This is a genomic window from Legionella birminghamensis (assembly GCF_900452515.1).
GTDB classification, from domain to species: Bacteria; Pseudomonadota; Gammaproteobacteria; order Legionellales; family Legionellaceae; genus Legionella_C; species Legionella_C birminghamensis.
Window position 1 is genome coordinate 2,096,065 of sequence record NZ_UGNW01000001.1, and the last position, 17,031, is coordinate 2,113,095.

A 17,031-nucleotide genomic window follows, 5' to 3' on the forward strand; every position below is an offset into this window, starting at 1 on the left:
TAATTAAGTGGCTAATCTGTTTTCCGCTTCGCTAACCAACGCTCACGCAATCCCTGAATGGATACATAAAAAACTGGTACAACCAACAAGCTTAAAATAGTCGCAAGCAGCATTCCTCCGAGAACGGTAGTTCCTATAGAATGTCTGCTGGCAGCACCTGCCCCTGTGGCAGTTGCGAGGGGCAATACGCCGAATATAAAGGCAAAAGCGGTCATTAAAATCGGCCTCATCCGCAAAGTTGCAGCCTGTATTGCTGCATCTAAGACGCTAGCCCCTGCTTCCCGCTTCTCCTTGGCAAATTCAACTATCAAGATAGCATTTTTAGCAGCTAAGCCAATCAGCAGAATCAAGCCGATCTGTGCATAGACATCCAGAGCCAACGAGCGAAGCAGCAAGGCAAGACCTGCTCCGAGCAGTGCCAGGGGAACGGCGAGCAAGATCATGAAGGGCATGGTCCAACTTTCATAAAGGGCTGCCAGGAATAAAAATACAAAGACCAGACAGAGCATAAAGATTAGCGATGCGATATTTCCCGCCTGCAATTGCTGATACGTGATGCCTGTCCATTCATAGGCAATACCCTTGGGTAAAACCTCAGCCGCTACTTCTTCTATTGCATTCATTGCTTGCCCGGATGTATAACCTGGTCCCGCGGCACCATTAACACTGGCTGCGGTATATAAATTGTAATGCGGAATATTATAAGGGCCATTTATAGATTTTATCTTAACCAGACTGGATAAAGGCACCATTTGTCCGCTATCGCTTTTCACATATAATTTACTGATATCCGTGGTCTCTGCACGCGAATCCCCTTCCGCCTGCACCATTACCCGATAAGTTTGCCCGTACTTGGTAAAATTATTTACATAATAAGCCCCGAGATACGTCTGCAAGGTAACAAATAAATTAGTGATCGAAACATTCATTGCCTTGGCTTTTGTGCGATCAATATCCAGATAAAGCTGCGGGACATCAACATTCAAATCAGAAATAACCCCTTTCAGCTCAGGCCGTTTATTACTTTCATCAACCAGTTGATTGACCGCTTTTGCCAATGCCTCCACACCGAGATTATTTCTATCCTCCACTTCCAATTGGAAACCGCCGACAGTACCAAGCCCGGGAATAGCAGGGGCATTAATGGCCTCAATGACCGCATCATCGAACTGGTTTAATTGTTGCTGCGTTTTTTTTATGATCGCCTGCGCACTCAAATTAGCTGCCGTTCTCTCCGACCAAGGCTTGAGGGTAACAAAAAGGGCAGCTGTATTGGGTTCATCGATAGTATCAATGATATTAAACCCATTAATACTGATTACATGGGCCACACCATCGGTTTTCTGCATCAGCGCAACCACTTTTTTAACTGTCTCTTCTGTTCGATAAAGTGAAGAGCCATTCGGGCCATTCACTACAATAATAAAATAACCCTGGTCTTCTTCCGGAATAAATCCTTCGGGCAGATGTTTAAATACCAGAAATGCAGCAAGCGCTAATAATCCAAATATAAAAAAAACCAGTTTTCGCCACTGAAGCACATGTCTTACTGCTATCGTATAACGCTTGAGAAGCGCTTCGTACCCCTTTTCAAACCAGCGAAACAGGATGAATTTATTTTCTTTTTTCCTTTTCAATAACACACCGCAAAGCGCAGGGCTTAAACTCAGGGAGTTTATCCCTGATAATGCCACTGAAAACGCAATTGCCAATGCGAACTGGTTATATAAACTCCCAGTCATTCCCGGGATAAAGGCTACTGGAATAAATACCGCCATTAAAATTAAAGTGGTCGCAATGATCGGCCCCCTGACCTCTTCGGTAGCAAGAAGGGTAGCCTCCTTGATATTACCAATCCCCTGCTCGAGTTTTTTTTCTACGTTTTCAACTACAACGATCGCATCATCCACCACCAACCCAATGGCAAGAACAAGCCCCAAAAGACTGAGTGTATTGATTGAAAACCCAAAAATACTGAATAAGATAAATGTTCCTATCAGCGATACTGGAATGGCGATACAGGGAATTAGAGTCGTCCGCCAGTTTTGCAGAAAAATAAAAACAACCAGAAAGACCAGGCCTATTGCTTCAAACAATGTAATAACAACTTCCCGCAGCGATTCTTTTACGAAATTGGTTGTATCATAAGCAATTGTCCATTCCATTCCGGCAGGAAAACTTTTTTCCAGCTCATGCATTACTTTTCGCACATTATTGGAGATATCAATGGCATTAGCGCCCGGTAACTGATAAATCCCCAGACTGGCACTTGGCTTTCCATTAAACTGGGACGTGGTTACATAACTATCAGCCCCCATTTCGACGCGGCCAATATCCTTGAGACGTACAATCTGCCCGTTTTCCTTAGTTCGAACAATAATATCAGCAAATTGCTCTACTTCACTTAACTGGCCCAGAGTATTAATCTGATACTGAAAAGGAATAGTTTTGGGAACTGGCGGCTGCCCGATACTCCCTGCTGCTGCCTGCTGGTTTTGTTCCTGTACCGCCTGAATCACCTCCTGAGGCGATATTCCCATACTGGCCAATTTATCCGGGTTTAGCCAAATCCGAATGGAGTATTGCAGCAATCCGAAGTTATTGATATTTCCAACTCCGAAAATCCGGTACAGAACAGGGGTAATATTGATATCTGCATAATTACTCAGAAACGCATCGTCCATGCTGCCATTTTTGTTGATAAGGTTTACCACCAGCACCATATCACTGGATACCTTTTGGATATCCAATCCGGCCTGGATCACATCAGGGGGCAAAACCGACATGGCTGTATTGGTATCATTAAGCACATCAACCGCGGCAATATCGATGTCATATCCCACATTAAAGGTAATGGTAATGACTGAATTTCCGTTGTTAGTACTGGCTGAAGACATATAAATCATGCCTTCTACGCCGTTGATATTTCTTTCAAGGGGTGTAGTGACTGTATCGGCAACAACCGAGGAACTGGCACCAATATATTGAGAGCTCACCTGCACCTGGGGCGGCACGATTTGCGGATATTGCGCGATTGGTAAAATAAAAATACAGATTCCACCGATCAACACCATCAAGATTGCAATTACAATGGCGAATATAGGCCTATTGATAAAAAACTTAATCATTCGGACGGTTCCCGAGTTTTCGCCATCGTTGTTTTGACCTGCATCCCCTCACGAAGCTTTTGCAAACCATTGCTTACTACTTGCTCACCCTCTTTCAACCCGGAGGCCACAATGTAATAGCCTTTATACTGCCCCGAGGTGGTAATGTTTCTTGATTGAATAATATTATCCGAACCTACAATATATACAGAGCGTTGTCCCTGCGTAACCATTGTGGCCTGCTTAGACACGAGAATGACTTTTTCATTTGAACTGAGATTTAATTTGACATTGACATAGATGCCTGGGAGGAGTAACTGCTTGGTGTTTTCAATTTCAGCCCGCATCAAAATTGTGGAGGTAGAGACATCCGCCTGATTATTAATTAGATCCAGTTTGCCTTTAAACAGCAGGTTACCGTCATGGGGCAAGCTGACCTCCACATCAAAAGGCATGTTTTTTCGGTATTTCAAAAAAGAGGTGAAATCTTCAATACTGGGGCTGAATTCAACATAGATAGGATTGAGCTGAACAACATTCGCGAGTAAAGTGTTCTCCCCCCCTCCGACCAGATTGCCCACGTCCACGTATTTTTTTCCGATAATTCCATCGAAAGGCGCATACATATAGCAGTAGCTGAGATTAATTTTAGCCTCCGCCACATTGGCCGCCCCAATTTGAACCTGGGCATCAGCCTCACTGAACTTCGCGTTTACTTCATCAAAATGGGATTGGGAGACATCGCCTTTGACTACCAGATCTTTCATGCGGCGATATTGAACTTCCTGATATTCCTTATCGGCAACGCTTTTTGCATATTGCCCCTGCGCCAGTTCCAACTTGGCTTCAAAAGGCCGCGGATCAATCACAAATAGTAGCTGATTTTTCTTGACAGGCTTACCCTCAATAAAATTCATTTTTGTTAGGAAGCCCTCCACCCGGGCTTTAATCCCTACAGCCGAAATGGATTGAGTTATACCGATGTATTTTTTATTAATGGGAATTTGTGAAGTAGAAATCCGGGTAATATCGACTGTAGGTGTAGTTTGGTCAGATTTGTTCTGCTCACTGCAGGCTGAAAGGAACAGCAGGCAAAAAAATGCCGCCAGAATATTTTTCAGACAGGAATACCTGCTCATTAGTTCATCCATTTTGTACCAGACATCCTTGATTATCTAAAGCTTCAGTTTATGACAGGCTAGCGTCAAGTAATGCAGTTCCCGGTTTAAACTCAGGAACCAGGCTTTTTACCAAAATTTTTAACTCATCAATATTATTCTCTTCACAGGCCGTATTCAACAAACGCATTGCCTGAGTCAGTTCCTGCCATTCCAGTTTGCGAAATTTGGCCTGGAATAGTTTCTCATGCTCAGTGTGTGTCAGCTCCTCTGATTCATGGAATAATTCTTCAAATAATTTTTCACCCGGACGCAGCCCGGTATATTTGATTTCTATATCACGGACTGGCTCTTTTCCAGCGAGACGAATCATTTGCTCTGCCAGATACGAAATTTTAATCGGTTCGCCCATATCCAGCACAAAAATTTCGCCGCCTAAACCATTAACCATTGCCTGCAGAATAAGCTGGCAAGCTTCTGGAATAGTCATAAAATAACGTTGGATGTCCGGGTGTGTGACTGTGATAGGGCCTCCGCTCTGAATTTGCTTTTGAAACAGCGGCACAACACTTCCAGCGGAACCCAGAACGTTTCCGAAGCGGACTGTAATAAACTCTGTTGATACCCTTTCATTGAGATTCTGACAATAAATTTCCGCAACCCGCTTGGTCATACCCATAATATTTGAGGGATTTACCGCTTTATCACTGGAAATCAGGATAAATTTCTCAGCGCCTACTGCCACACTGGCTTCAGCAACCACCCGTGTACCAATGACATTGTTTTGGATGGCAGCTCGGATTTGTCCTTCCAACATGGGAACATGTTTGTAGGCGGCTGCATGGAATACAATCTGCGGGCTGAACTGCCTGAAATAATCATCTATGGCTATTGAATCAGTGACCGAAGCTAAAATCAGATTTAATTGTGAAGCGGGATAAGAAGCCTGTAATTCATGTTCAATTCGATACAGGTTAAATTCCGAGTTATCAATAATCATTAACTTTTCGGGCTGCAAGCTCAATATCTGACGGCATAATTCCGCACCGATACTGCCGCCGCCTCCGGTAATCAGGATTCGTTTACCCTTCACATATGAGCTGATGCGCTCCCACTCAAGCTGAACCTGATCACGGCCCAGCAAGTCCTCAATGTTCACTTCGCGCAAGGCATTGATTTCTATTTTGCCCGAGGCTAAGGCACTTATGTCAGGAAGGGTTCGGAAAGGGATATTGGTTTTCTCACAATAATCAACAATCCGGCGCATCGTTGCCGAGCGGGCAGATGGTATAGCAATGAAAATCAAGTCAATTTGATGGCTGACAACCAAATCAGCCAGATCGCGGGTGGCCCCTAACACGCGGATCCCATGGATTTCTTTGCCGCGTTTAACCGGGTTATCGTCGACAAAGCCTGCAGGACAATAGTTGGGCGTGCGTTTTAAATCCCTGGCCAAGCCCTCTCCTGCCTGGCCAGCCCCTATAATCAATACCCTTTTGATGTCCGCCGGCAGATTTTTATTCGACTGATTATCGCGAAACGTACGCATGGCCAACCGGGCCCCACCTAGCAATGTAACCAGGTTGAGGCAATACAGGGGCAATACCGATCGGGGCACATGGGATAATAGCGAGCTTAAGTATAAAGCGGGAATTGCGATTATTGTAGCAGTCAGCCCTGCTTTAATAATCCGCAGCAGATCATTGATAGAGGAGAAATTCCATAAGCCGCGATATACTTTGAAATAGTAGTAGCAGCCAATTTGCGCAGTCATGAGAATAAATAAAGCTTCCAGGGAGTACATGCTAATTAACGTACTGGGAAAGGGCTGCATGTTGTAGCGTAACCAGTAGGCGAAGTACCAGGCAAGCGGTATGGAAATTAAATCGAAAGCAAGCGCAGGTAGACGTTTATATAGTTTAAGTAAAAATTCATTTTTCAACATGCTTTGTCCAAAATGTAGGTTGGGCTGTAAAGCCCAACATAGATTATCCGCTGGGCTTTACAGCCCAGCCTACGAGGCGAAATATTAACGTTTATCTACCATACAACGAAGCGACTATTTTACACAATTTTTAGTGTTTTAAGGAATAAATTTCATATTGATAGACCTCTGCTGACTCTGGAGTAGTCAACTTGTCCCGGAACTCATACAAGCGGTTGTTTGTCAGTGTTTGCTTTAAACAATAATCTGCTGGCGCATAAATCGCTTTTCCCTGCTGGTTAAGCGAGGTTAAAATAATGATATCAGGTTTGTCTTTAAACAGGGCAACACAAAAATGCTGATACATCAAATCAGTTTTGTTTTCAGTCATTTTACGGTTATTCAAACAGTAGGAATCAATAAAACTTAACTGACTTTTAAAAGGAACCCGTCCACTATCTCCCAGCACGACAGTGCTTCCTGGTTTAGCCTGTTTATCCAGCCAATACACAAGCCTGTCCCGTAATTGTTCACCTGCGACAGGCATCTGGCTGAAATAACGATACCCCGACAGACTATTCATCGGTATAAACAAGAGGGCAAAAAAGGCACTGCAAAAAATGCTGGGATATACGGATTTACCTCCCTGAAAATAAATTTGCAGAAGGCTGTGAACCCCCTTTACCGTAAGCACAAAAAGCAAAGGAAGAACAGGCAGGAATAATCGATTGTAAAATGCCGCCACAGAATCGGACTGGAATAACAAAATCAGATACAACAGCGAAGGCATCCAAAAATAGAGATGCAGTTTATCTCTTGATAGAAAGATCCCCGGTAGTGAAGCCAATAGAAAGGGCCATATTAACTTTAGATACATCCAATCCTGCTTAAATGTGAACTGGGCATCAAAGCCTTTACAATACACCGAGTTTGGCAATAAACGACCAAAATAATGCCAGCGCCAATAAAAATAAGGCAAATAGACAGCTAAATAAATAAGTACCGATAATGAATAATTAGACAGAAAAAAGCGAACAGGTTTGGGATTATCAATCAGTATTAATATTGAAAACAGAATAAATAAAAAAGGCGCCTCTGGCCGAGTCAGGCTGGCTGCACTCATCAGGACTGCGAAACAGATAAAATAATTTGGAAGAGCCTCTTCTTTGCGGCTTAGGGGATAATCCTGATAGCCATTCCCTTTCAAAAGAAAATAGAGGGAATAAATAATCAAAGCCTGATAGCAGCTTGTTTCCAAACCACTGGCTGCCCATATTATTTCACCTTTATAGAGAAGCATTCCAATACCCGGCAACAGCGCCAGGCTCTTGGGTAGAAGTAATCGGGATAATTGATAAAGTCCTAGCGTCGCAAACAGCAGCCCCAGCACTCCCGCAATTTTCAAAGTGATTACCGGATCCAATCCAAGATAAATTGCCGCAGCGCCAAGCAAAACAAAACTAAAGTTGCTGTAGCCTTCAACAGGGGGCTCATTCAGGTTCCATAATAAGCCATTCCCTTCGGCCAAATGCCTGGCATACCTTAATGGGATGTACATATCGTCAATGGTAAATGGCCAGATTGCCGCAAGCTGCATTATAAAGAGATAGCAAAGCGCTGCAATAAGCAACGCCCAGTATATTGCTTTATTAAAGGTCATTCACCAGGGCAACCAGAGTTAATACCAGGAAACATAGCAGGTTAAATCGCGATAAATTATCTTTGAAAAACAGTGAAACCGGATCATCATTATTCCCATCCCTCATTGAAAGGCGGGCAAAACGCCACAGCCCAATGGCGGCGAATGGTAATGTCAGAAGAAAATAGGATGACTCCTCGTGAGCTATCAGCGTATAAAAAAGATAGGCGATAAAGCAGCCGCAGGCTGTAACTGCAATGAGCCTGTCCAGAGTGGGCAAGGTGTAGCGCTTTAAAACAAGTCGTGTCTCGTATCTTAAGCCCAATTGCTTTTCCAGGCGTCTCTTGCAAAGCGCTATTAACAGACTCACTAAAGTGGCAGTAATAGTAAGCCACCAGGAAATGGGCAGACCGATACCAATCGTACCCGCCAGAACCCGCAGCATAAATCCACTGGCGATACAGACCACATCTAATACGGGTACACTTTTCAACAGATGATTGTAAGCAAGATTAATAAGCAGATAGGCCGCGAGAATGACCGCCAGCACAGTAGAGATTGACCAGGCAAGCAGCATGCCGCCCAGTAGTAAAAGCGCCAGCATACTAACGGCAAAATCAATTGAAACCTCACCGCTAGCTAAAGGCCTGCGGCACTTCTGCGGGTGAAGGCGATCTTTTTCCCTGTCCTGAATGTCGTTGTAAATGTATACAGCGCTTGCAATCAGACAAAAAGCCAGAGCAGCCAGTAAAGCATCCGGTAAATAGTTCATCGAGCCTGAATAAACTACACCTAATAAAACGAATGCAGCCTTACTCCAGTGTGATAATCTTAACAGATAGATAAATTGCTTAATTGAGGTCATTTTATACAGCCGTTACTCAAGAATTATTTGCTTAGTCCAAAGTATATTATCAGTTTTTCAATGGCTTAAATACTCCATCAGTATTTCATTAGATAAAATAGTAATTATTAACCAAATTTATTGGCATTTAACCAATGAATGCGTAATATAAAATAAGTACGTCTTTTACAAGGCAGTTCAGATGATTATTAGGCATCTGCTGCCGGATGACTTTTAACCAGGGATGTGAGGGTCAATATGGGTAAAGAAAACTTTGTTATCAAGGAATCCTTAGTGAAGGAGTGGGAGCAAATAGGACCAACTTATGAGAAAAAAGCTGGAATTATACTTAAACCGCATCATCAGAACACCTACTTTGGACGTATGTTTGGATCAAAGGATTCTAAAACACGTTTCTTCCAGGTAGCACTTACCAAAAAAATGCATGAAGTGCTTCGGGATAAGTTGCAACCGGAGTCGTTTTATTCCAATAATACGGTTCCAATGGACCATCTCAGCGCATCTAAAATTCTGATTGTCACTGCATTTTATATAAAGCACCAAATCGGTTTAAAATATTGGGTACGCTCCTCTTCTAACTCTGATCTGGATGAGGTTTTAGACAATGTTATTGGGCTTGTTGGAAAAAATCAGCTTAGTAAAGAAAAAAGCGCCGATTTCTTTCTAACCGCATTACGTTTTATAGAATCCTCCACCCTGGAGGGCTGGAACGCCAGGCTAAGTCAGGACACGCCAAAATTTACCGAGTTGGAGTGGCGGCAATTTAAAGACTTTGTCGTTGCGCAGTCAAGCTATCTTAGACATTATAAGCCCGCTTACTTTCCCATTGCATCCACAACAGGTTATCTACTTCAACAACCCTGCCAGGTTGCAGGCATGTCCAGTGGCTGGCTGATGGGAAAAATGTTCAGTGAAAGCTCCTTAGGCATGCCAGCCCTGGTAGCGCTTAGCGGCGGTTTATGCTGGATTGGCGGGAGTGTAGCAGGCAAGGGAATTTTGCTCTTTGCACCCAAACTTGCCAAACAGTTCCTTGATAATGCCAGCGGGATAACAATGGCAAGCCTAATCGGTGGAATTATGGGTGCTGTTGGTTATGGGGTTGGTTATTCTGCGGGTTTAAGTTTAGATCTTTTATGCCTGGCTTTTCAAAATGCCTGCTCCTATATTGTGAACATTGGCAGCGATAACAGCCCCTATGAAAAACTGACCGGTTTTACCTGTGACGGCAAACGCATTTTGAATGGTGTTGAAGTTCAATTAATACAAAAAGAGTCAGCCCCTTCCGACATGCAGCCTTTTACGGTTGAATACACTCCGCATGAGAATGGCTTCCTTGTTAAAGTAGGCCATGATGAAGTATTCATTCCCAAGGATTTTAACCAGTTTGCTCACAAAGATTTCATCACAAAACTTTTAGAGAAAACCGCCCCTCAATTGGCCGCTCCAGAACCAGGACTCTTTGATGTTGAAGAGGATTACGAGACGCCCATTCGAGCTCCTGAGTATCATGAAGATCTTTTCTCACAGGATACTGCAAATACCCCCCTGATGGGACAGCCGGTACCTCCCCCTCAAACCGAGCAAGCATTGGTTTATGAAGATGTAAGCTTTACAGAGGAGGAAATGGCTCTGACGGAAGAGGATATTCCTGACCATATACGGAATCTGCCAAAGCCTTATTATTTGTGGGCATTGAAAGAGTTTCTTAGATCCCAATCTTTTTTAAGTAATACCTGGCATAAAAAGCCCCCCCAGATTGAGGCGCCTGTATCGGAAGAGGGATTACCGAATCCCCGCGGCTAAAGACCGCGGGGTCCATGTCTGGTGGCCGAACATGCTCTTGAGTTTGCACTGTTGCCAAAAAATAAAGAGTGAAAAGGGCAAAAGACTGATATCTTGAATAGGCATCATGTAGGCCCCGCGGTCGAAGCCGCGGGGATTCGGGGGTGCACGGGAATTCGGGAATACGTGGAATCGGAGAGTGCGCAGAGATTCGGAGTGGCGCAGGTACTTAGCCCTCTTGAACAGATTACTCTGTTAGCATTAGCTCACGGATAACGCTCGTGGCATAACTGCCGGAAGTCAGCGCAAACTCCACAAACAGCTCGTTTTCGCTTAACCATTTCCATTGCATTTCCTTCGGCTCCAAAACAAATGCACGATAGGCTATTTCCAGCTTGTGTTCCTCCAATGCCCTGCACCAATTATGCAGCTCTGTTAAAGCTTGCTCCTGGAGATTAAGCGCCAAATCGGTTACTCGATTAGTCCCTGTTCCCCAAAGCACTCCAGAAGGCGAAATATCGAATGCGTTGATGCGTTTCTGGATAGTCTCATCGGGCGTTTCACAATGAAAAACGCTATGGGTGCCAGCTAATTGCATTACATCACCGGGTACGCCCTTATTCCAGTTCTGTCTACTGATGCGGAAATCAAGTATCCGGTTGAAAAGATAGGCACGCGCTGCAGAATAATACATTCCTTTTAAAAAGGGATTTTTAACCTTCATCCCCTCAAATAACAATTGCTCCGCTTTGTATAGGTTTTGCCCGTTATTACCAAAACGCTGTGCACCGAAATAATTAGGTACGCCGTGGGCTGCAATAGCTGATAAGCGTTCATCCAGATTATCCTCTTTTACAATATCACGAAGAATGAGTTGAAACTGGTTTCCTGCCAATGCGCCTGTTTTTAATTTTTTATTATGCCGCTGCTCCCTGAGAATCTTCCACTGCCCTCCTTGCCCAAGCTCAATATTCGAATGCTGTTTTCCAGGCAAATGAACACTGAACCATTGCCGTGTTAGCGCCTGTTTGTCTTTCAGTCCTGCATAAGACACCGCTCGGGGTGATAATTTCAAAGCCCTGGCAATTTCCTTGGCGACATCTTCAGTATTAATATTTCGTTTTTCGATGAAAAGAAAAAGATGCTCCCCCTCGCCCGTTAACTCAAACCCCAGGATTTCATTAACTATAAAATCTTCAGGACATTGTTTTAAAATTCCGCGTGAGGCGGGCTTACCCAATGCATAAGCTAAGTCTGACATATTGAAAACTCTTGTTTAAACCGGATTGGAACTATCAATAAATTGATATTGCAGATCGAATTTTTTGGCTAAATGCTCACCTAATGCCTGTATGCCAAAACGTTCAGTAGCATGATGTCCTGCAGAAAAATAATGAATGCCAAGCTCTCTGGCCTGGTAATAAGTACGTTCGGAAATTTCGCCGCTGATGTAAGCATCTGCCCCAAGTGAATGTGCTTGCTCGATATAATCCTGGGCAGCCCCTGTACACCAGGCAATCTTGCTGATGGAATGGCCTGTTCCCTCCACCAGGAGGGGCTTACGGCCAAGCTTATCGGTTAACAGTACTGTGACTTCATCCGTTGTCTTCGGCAGTGAGAATGAACCAGCCCAGAGCAAACCAGGCGTGCCTGAAGCACTGTGCCTATGGATGTCTTCCAATTGCAGGAGATTGGCAAGGCAGGCATTATTGCCTAACTCAGGATGGCAGTCGAGTGGAAGATGATAGGCAAGGAGATTAATCTGATGATTAATCAATTGGGCAATACGCTGATATTTACTGCCGATAATAAGCGGTGATTCCCCCTTCCAAAAATAGCCATGATGTACAAGGAGAGCATCCGCTTCAAATTGCACGGCTTTTTCGATGCTTTCGGCTGAGGCAGTCACTGCAGTACATATACGTCGAATCTCACGACGTCCTTCAACCTGCAGGCCATTGGGTGCATAATCATTAAAATCAGCACAGGCCAGCAGATTATTCAGGTAGTCAACGAAGTCTTTACGCCCTATCACCTTGCGGAAACCCTCTTGATATCAGCCCCCAGCATGGACAATTTTTCTTCAATGCGCTCATAGCCGCGGTCTACGTGATAGACACGCTCCACCACTGTTTCACCCTCTGCTGTCAGGCCTGCAAGAATCAGGCTGGCAGAAGCGCGAAGGTCAGTAGCCATTACTGGAGCACCAGTCAGGCGATCGACCCCGGAGATTAATGCAGTATTTCCGTTCAGGCGAATCTGGGCACCCATGCGCTGTAATTCCTGCACATGCATGAAGCGATTTTCAAAAATCGTTTCAATGACTGAAGATGTTCCGTCAGAAACACTGTTAAGCGCCATAAACTGCGCCTGCATATCAGTCGGAAAAGCGGGGTAAGGTGCAGTCGAAATATCGATTGCCTGTGGTCTTAAGCCATGCATATTTAATGTAATCCAGTCTTCGCCAAGACTTATTTCAGCACCGGCTTCTTCAAACTTGCAAAGCATTGAGAGCAGATTATCAGGCTTGACGCGTCGAACGGTCACTTTACCGCGCGTAATCGCTCCTGCTGTCAGATAAGTTCCCGCCTCGATGCGATCAGGCATTACCGTATAAGAACCGCCACCTAAAGACTCAACGCCTTCAATCTCGATTGTCGAAGTGCCTGCGCCAGTTATTTTAGCTCCCATTTGATTGAGAAAATTGGCCAAATCCACAACTTCAGGTTCACGGGCAGCATTTTTGATAATTGTTTTGCCCTCTGCGAGCACTGCAGCCATTAATACATTTTCAGTTCCCGTAACTGTTACCGTATCGAATACCAGGGGTCGTCCCTGCAGGCGTCCTTTTTTACAGCGCGCCTTGATATAACCATTTTTGACTGAAATTTCAGCACCCATGCTTTTCAAGGCTTTCAAGTGTAAATCAACAGGCCTGGTTCCAATGGCACATCCGCCCGGCAGTGAGACATCTGCTTTGCCGAAGCGAGCCAATAAAGGACCTAATACGAGAATTGATGCACGCATGGTTTTAACCAGTTCGTAAGGTGCAACGAACTCGTTCACATGACTGGCATCGACCTGTACGTTCATTTTTTCATCTACAATCATTTGCGCACCAAGCTGCCCAAGCAGTTCCATCATGGTGGTCACGTCCTTCAGATGAGGTACGTTAGCAATAGTTACATTATCGCTTGCAAGTAGTGTCGCAGCCAGGATGGGCAGAGCGGAGTTTTTTGCACCCGAAATGATAACTTCCCCATTCAAGGGTTTGCTGCCGTTGATTACCAACTTATCCATGCTTTTTCTCCCATTCTTCTTTGGTCCACGTCTTCATGCTTAAAGCATGAAGAGTGCCAGAAGTAATCAACTCCTTTAACTGGGCATAAACCCATTGCTGACGAGCAACCAGTGACTTACCGACAAAGGCATCTGAAACAACTGTCATACTATAATGATAGCCATCCCCTTCCACCTTAACATATTCAACTTCTGATGTGTCGCGAAGGCGCTGTTCCAGCTCTTCATTACTAATCATACAACTCTCACTCTTTACTAATTATTATTGAACATCGACTTTCGTACACATGACCCATGCGAATGGCGAATTTAATGGATAACTTATTCTCCAGCCAGCAGGTTATTAACCCGGCAAAACTCGGCCAGAGCCGCTAATTGCCTGGACATGCCTGTAAACCTGCATGGCCTGTTAAATCGTTTGGCAAGGCGTTTGGCTTCAATGAGCAAAGCCAGCCCGGCACTATCGCAATGCTGGACAGCCTGTAAATTAATTATAATAGAACCTTGACCGGTATTGCGGTAGAAACCGGCAAGGCGCTTAATATCAGCGTCTACCGTGGCAAAAGTCATTCTGCTGGCAGGTTCAAAGACGAAATCTGTCATTAACTGGCTCTGCTTTTTTCATTCATCTGTCTAATCAAATCCTGTATATTGGAGTTTTGCAGGGCTTGGGCAAATTGCGAACGGAAACTTTGCAGTAAACTAACTCCTTCCACACTCAGATCATAGATTTTCCACTGACCATTTTTTGCCACCAGACTATAGCTGAGCGGAATATTATTGCCGTTCGAGCGGATAATCAAGCTATTGACGCGAATAAAGCGCCCATCGCCAGCCCCTCTTATGGGTAAGAACTTAATCGTCTCATCCGTGTACTCTGCCAAAGGACTGGCATAGGTACGTATTACCAGCTGGGTAAATGCCTTTGAAAATTGCGCCCGCTCTGCTGCAGATGCCTTGTTCCATACCTGACGCCCCAAAACCGACCGCGACATGCCGGCAACATCAACATTCGGGAGTAAATGCTGCTCAACCGCTTGAAAAATAAGTTGTCGATTATTCTTAAGGTTCGCTTTATTCTGCTTTAAAGTAGCCAGGATTTGATTCGCCGTACTCTCCAGCATAGGCATTGGAGAAGCTTGTGCCCATAACCACTGGGGCAACAGAAAGGCAAATAATATAAAAAATGATTTTACCAGCTTCATAGAGGTCACCTATTTCTTATTAATGTTAAATAACAGCTGTCCAATGAGATTTTCCAGAATAATAGCCTCCTGGGTCTTGGCAATAACATCCCCTTCCCTGAGGTAAGGATGTTTGCTGCCGGCATCGTCAAATCCCGGAACAATACTTATGTAATTCGATCCTAATAATCCCTGGGTCAAAATTCTGGCAGAAATGTCATCATAGGGAATATCTTTATCACCCCGCAACAGCATCGTCACTTTCGCATTTAAATCACCGGGTTGCAATTCAATTTTACTCACTTCCCCTACTTTTACACCAGCAATAGTGACAGGTGCACGCACTTTCAAACCGCCGATATCGGCAAAATCAGCAGTGACATGATACCCTTTGTTCTCGGCAAAATCAGTCAGCCCGCTTACTCTCATGACCAGAACCACCAAAGCCAGCATACCTACAACCATAAATAATCCAACGCAGATATCTATATATCGCTGCTTTGCATTCATTACCAACCTCCAATCATTATCGCTGTCAACAGAAAATCAAGCCCCAATACTGCCAGCGATGCATAAACTACAGTTCTTGTAGTCGCTTGACTAATCCCTTCAGCAGTAGGCGTACAATTAAACCCTTGAAAAACAGCAATCCACACCACTGCAAAAGCAAACACAATACTTTTTATTATCCCGCTTAACACATCAATTCTGAAGTCAACTGCTGCCTGCATGTTTGACCAGAAACTGCCTGCATCAATACCTAACCAAATCACCCCGATAAAATAGCCGCCGTAAATCGCTGTAGCAGAAAAGATGATGGCAAGTACAGGCAAACAGATTAATCCGGCAAGAAAGCGGGGATATATAACCCGCCCCAGAGGATCTACACCCATCATATCCATGCTGGCTAATTGCTCAGTCGCCTTCATTAACCCTATTTCGGCAGTCAGGGCAGAACCAGCCCTTCCCGCAAAAAGCAAGGCACTCATCACAGGGCCCAGTTCACGCGCGATACTTAAAGCCAGTAATTGCCCCAGTTGGGTTCCCGCACCAAATTTCTGCAGCGTATTATATCCCTGCAATCCAACCACCATCCCTATAAATAAGGCAGAGACAACAATAATAAGAAAAGATAACACGCCTACATTGTACATTTGCAATCTTAAAGCAGGCCATAACCTGGGAAAATCTGGATTTCGGGCAAAAGTCTTTGCAAGAAACACACCAGAACTTCCTACCATGTTAAGCATATTTATCCCGCGCTGCCCCAAATGTGCCAGCTTCTCAAGCATCTAGTAGCTCCTCTGTGTAAGGTCTCGCCGGGTAATGGAATGGAACAACACCGTCAGCTTCTCCATGCATAAATTGTTTTATCTGGGGCTGCTGCGATTCTCTTAACTCATCCGGTGTCCCTTCTCCAATCAACCGTCCCCCTGCGATCAGGTAGACATAGTCTGCGATGGAACAAGTTTCTGCAACATCATGGGAAACAATCATGGTTGTCGTTTGCAATAATTCGTTTAGCTGCTTGATTAGACGAACAAGTACACCCATCGAGATCGGATCCTGCCCTGTAAAGGGCTCATCATACATCATTAATTCCGGATCCAGCGCGATAGTACGAGCCAGTGCCACCCGTCGCGCCATGCCGCCGGAGAGTTCGGCAGGCATCATCTGCGCAGCCCCCCTCAATCCAACAGCCTCAAGTTTCATAAGTACAATGTCGCGAATCATGGCATTATTCAGGTTAGTATGTTCGCGCAATGGAAAGGCAACATTCTCAAATACAGACAGATGTGTAAACAAAGCACTTGACTGGAACAGCAGGCCCATCTTCTTTCTGGCCTCGTAAAGCATTTTCCGCGGCAAACGATGGATATCTTCACCGTTAACAGTAATTTGACCTCGATCAGGAAATAATTGTGCACCGATTAATTTGAGCAGTGTTGTTTTACCACTGCCGCTAGGTCCCATTATCGCCGTTATTTTTCCGCGTTTGACCACCATATTGACATCATTAAAAATGTGACGTGTCCCTCTCGAGAATGTCAGATTGGTGATAGTCACCAGATTTTCTTGCATTTAACAATGATCCAGTCAGTCAAAAGGTTA

General features: G+C 44.5%; 15 protein-coding genes. 1 reads left to right on the plus strand and 14 read right to left on the minus strand.

Going from position 1 to position 17,031, the window contains the following annotated elements; genetic code table 11:
* Positions 1 to 11: 11 nt before the first annotated feature.
* The 5 genes from DYH42_RS08905 to DYH42_RS08925 form a co-directional block, all read right to left on the minus strand.
* A complete protein-coding gene (locus DYH42_RS08905; protein WP_058524992.1) occupies positions 12 to 3,128 on the minus strand; it encodes an efflux RND transporter permease subunit in 3,117 nt (1,038 codons plus the stop codon).
* A complete protein-coding gene (locus DYH42_RS08910; RefSeq protein ID WP_058524993.1) occupies positions 3,125 to 4,246 on the minus strand; it encodes an efflux RND transporter periplasmic adaptor subunit in 1,122 nt (373 codons plus the stop codon). Before DYH42_RS08910 ends, DYH42_RS08905 begins: the two co-directional genes overlap by 4 nt.
* 49 nt (positions 4,247 to 4,295) lie before the next feature.
* On the minus strand, positions 4,296 to 6,170 hold the full coding sequence (locus DYH42_RS08915) for a polysaccharide biosynthesis protein (protein ID WP_058524994.1): 1,875 nt from the start codon (positions 6,168 to 6,170) through the stop codon (positions 4,296 to 4,298).
* Between the two features lie 130 nt (positions 6,171 to 6,300).
* Positions 6,301 to 7,809 (minus strand): hypothetical protein, encoded by a 1,509-nt coding sequence (locus DYH42_RS08920; protein ID WP_058524995.1) that lies wholly within the window; start codon positions 7,807 to 7,809, stop codon positions 6,301 to 6,303.
* A complete protein-coding gene (locus tag DYH42_RS08925; protein ID WP_058524996.1) occupies positions 7,799 to 8,653 on the minus strand; it encodes a decaprenyl-phosphate phosphoribosyltransferase in 855 nt (284 codons plus the stop codon). Before DYH42_RS08925 ends, DYH42_RS08920 begins: the two co-directional genes overlap by 11 nt.
* Positions 8,654 to 8,890: 237 nt before the next feature.
* Here DYH42_RS08925 and DYH42_RS08930 point away from each other — a divergent pair, with 237 nt between their 5' ends.
* Positions 8,891 to 10,456 carry a hypothetical protein gene (locus DYH42_RS08930; RefSeq protein WP_058524997.1) on the plus strand — a complete coding sequence of 522 codons (1,566 nt, stop codon included), beginning with the start codon at positions 8,891 to 8,893 and terminating at the stop codon, positions 10,454 to 10,456.
* A gap of 226 nt (positions 10,457 to 10,682) precedes the next feature.
* Here the strand turns inward: DYH42_RS08930 and truD are convergent, their stop codons facing one another.
* The 9 genes from truD to DYH42_RS08975 form a co-directional block, all read right to left on the minus strand.
* Positions 10,683 to 11,696 carry a tRNA pseudouridine(13) synthase TruD gene (gene truD / locus DYH42_RS08935; RefSeq protein ID WP_058524998.1) on the minus strand — a complete coding sequence of 338 codons (1,014 nt, stop codon included), beginning with the start codon at positions 11,694 to 11,696 and terminating at the stop codon, positions 10,683 to 10,685.
* Positions 11,697 to 11,711: 15 nt separating this feature from the next.
* Positions 11,712 to 12,470 (minus strand): Nif3-like dinuclear metal center hexameric protein, encoded by a 759-nt coding sequence (locus DYH42_RS08940; RefSeq protein ID WP_083503208.1) that lies wholly within the window; start codon positions 12,468 to 12,470, stop codon positions 11,712 to 11,714.
* Positions 12,467 to 13,735 (minus strand): UDP-N-acetylglucosamine 1-carboxyvinyltransferase, encoded by a 1,269-nt coding sequence (gene murA / locus DYH42_RS08945; protein WP_058524999.1) that lies wholly within the window; start codon positions 13,733 to 13,735, stop codon positions 12,467 to 12,469. Before murA ends, DYH42_RS08940 begins: the two co-directional genes overlap by 4 nt.
* Positions 13,728 to 13,973, minus strand: coding sequence for a BolA family protein (locus tag DYH42_RS08950; RefSeq protein WP_058525000.1), 246 nt, complete (start codon positions 13,971 to 13,973; stop codon positions 13,728 to 13,730). The genes murA and DYH42_RS08950 overlap by 8 nt, the downstream gene beginning before the upstream one ends.
* 83 nt (positions 13,974 to 14,056) lie before the next feature.
* On the minus strand, positions 14,057 to 14,338 hold the full coding sequence (locus DYH42_RS08955; RefSeq protein ID WP_058525001.1) for an STAS domain-containing protein: 282 nt from the start codon (positions 14,336 to 14,338) through the stop codon (positions 14,057 to 14,059).
* Positions 14,338 to 14,940 carry an MlaC/ttg2D family ABC transporter substrate-binding protein gene (locus DYH42_RS08960; protein WP_058525002.1) on the minus strand — a complete coding sequence of 201 codons (603 nt, stop codon included), beginning with the start codon at positions 14,938 to 14,940 and terminating at the stop codon, positions 14,338 to 14,340. The genes DYH42_RS08955 and DYH42_RS08960 overlap by 1 nt, the downstream gene beginning before the upstream one ends.
* 9 nt (positions 14,941 to 14,949) lie before the next feature.
* The gene (gene mlaD / locus DYH42_RS08965; RefSeq protein ID WP_058525003.1) at positions 14,950 to 15,429 is read right to left on the minus strand and encodes an outer membrane lipid asymmetry maintenance protein MlaD; all 480 of its coding nucleotides are present in this window, start codon (positions 15,427 to 15,429) and stop codon (positions 14,950 to 14,952) included.
* The gene (gene mlaE, locus DYH42_RS08970; RefSeq protein ID WP_058525004.1) at positions 15,429 to 16,211 is read right to left on the minus strand and encodes a lipid asymmetry maintenance ABC transporter permease subunit MlaE; all 783 of its coding nucleotides are present in this window, start codon (positions 16,209 to 16,211) and stop codon (positions 15,429 to 15,431) included. Before mlaE ends, mlaD begins: the two co-directional genes overlap by 1 nt.
* Positions 16,204 to 17,001 (minus strand): ATP-binding cassette domain-containing protein, encoded by a 798-nt coding sequence (locus DYH42_RS08975; protein WP_058525005.1) that lies wholly within the window; start codon positions 16,999 to 17,001, stop codon positions 16,204 to 16,206. The genes mlaE and DYH42_RS08975 overlap by 8 nt, the downstream gene beginning before the upstream one ends.
* Positions 17,002 to 17,031 lie beyond the last annotated feature (30 nt).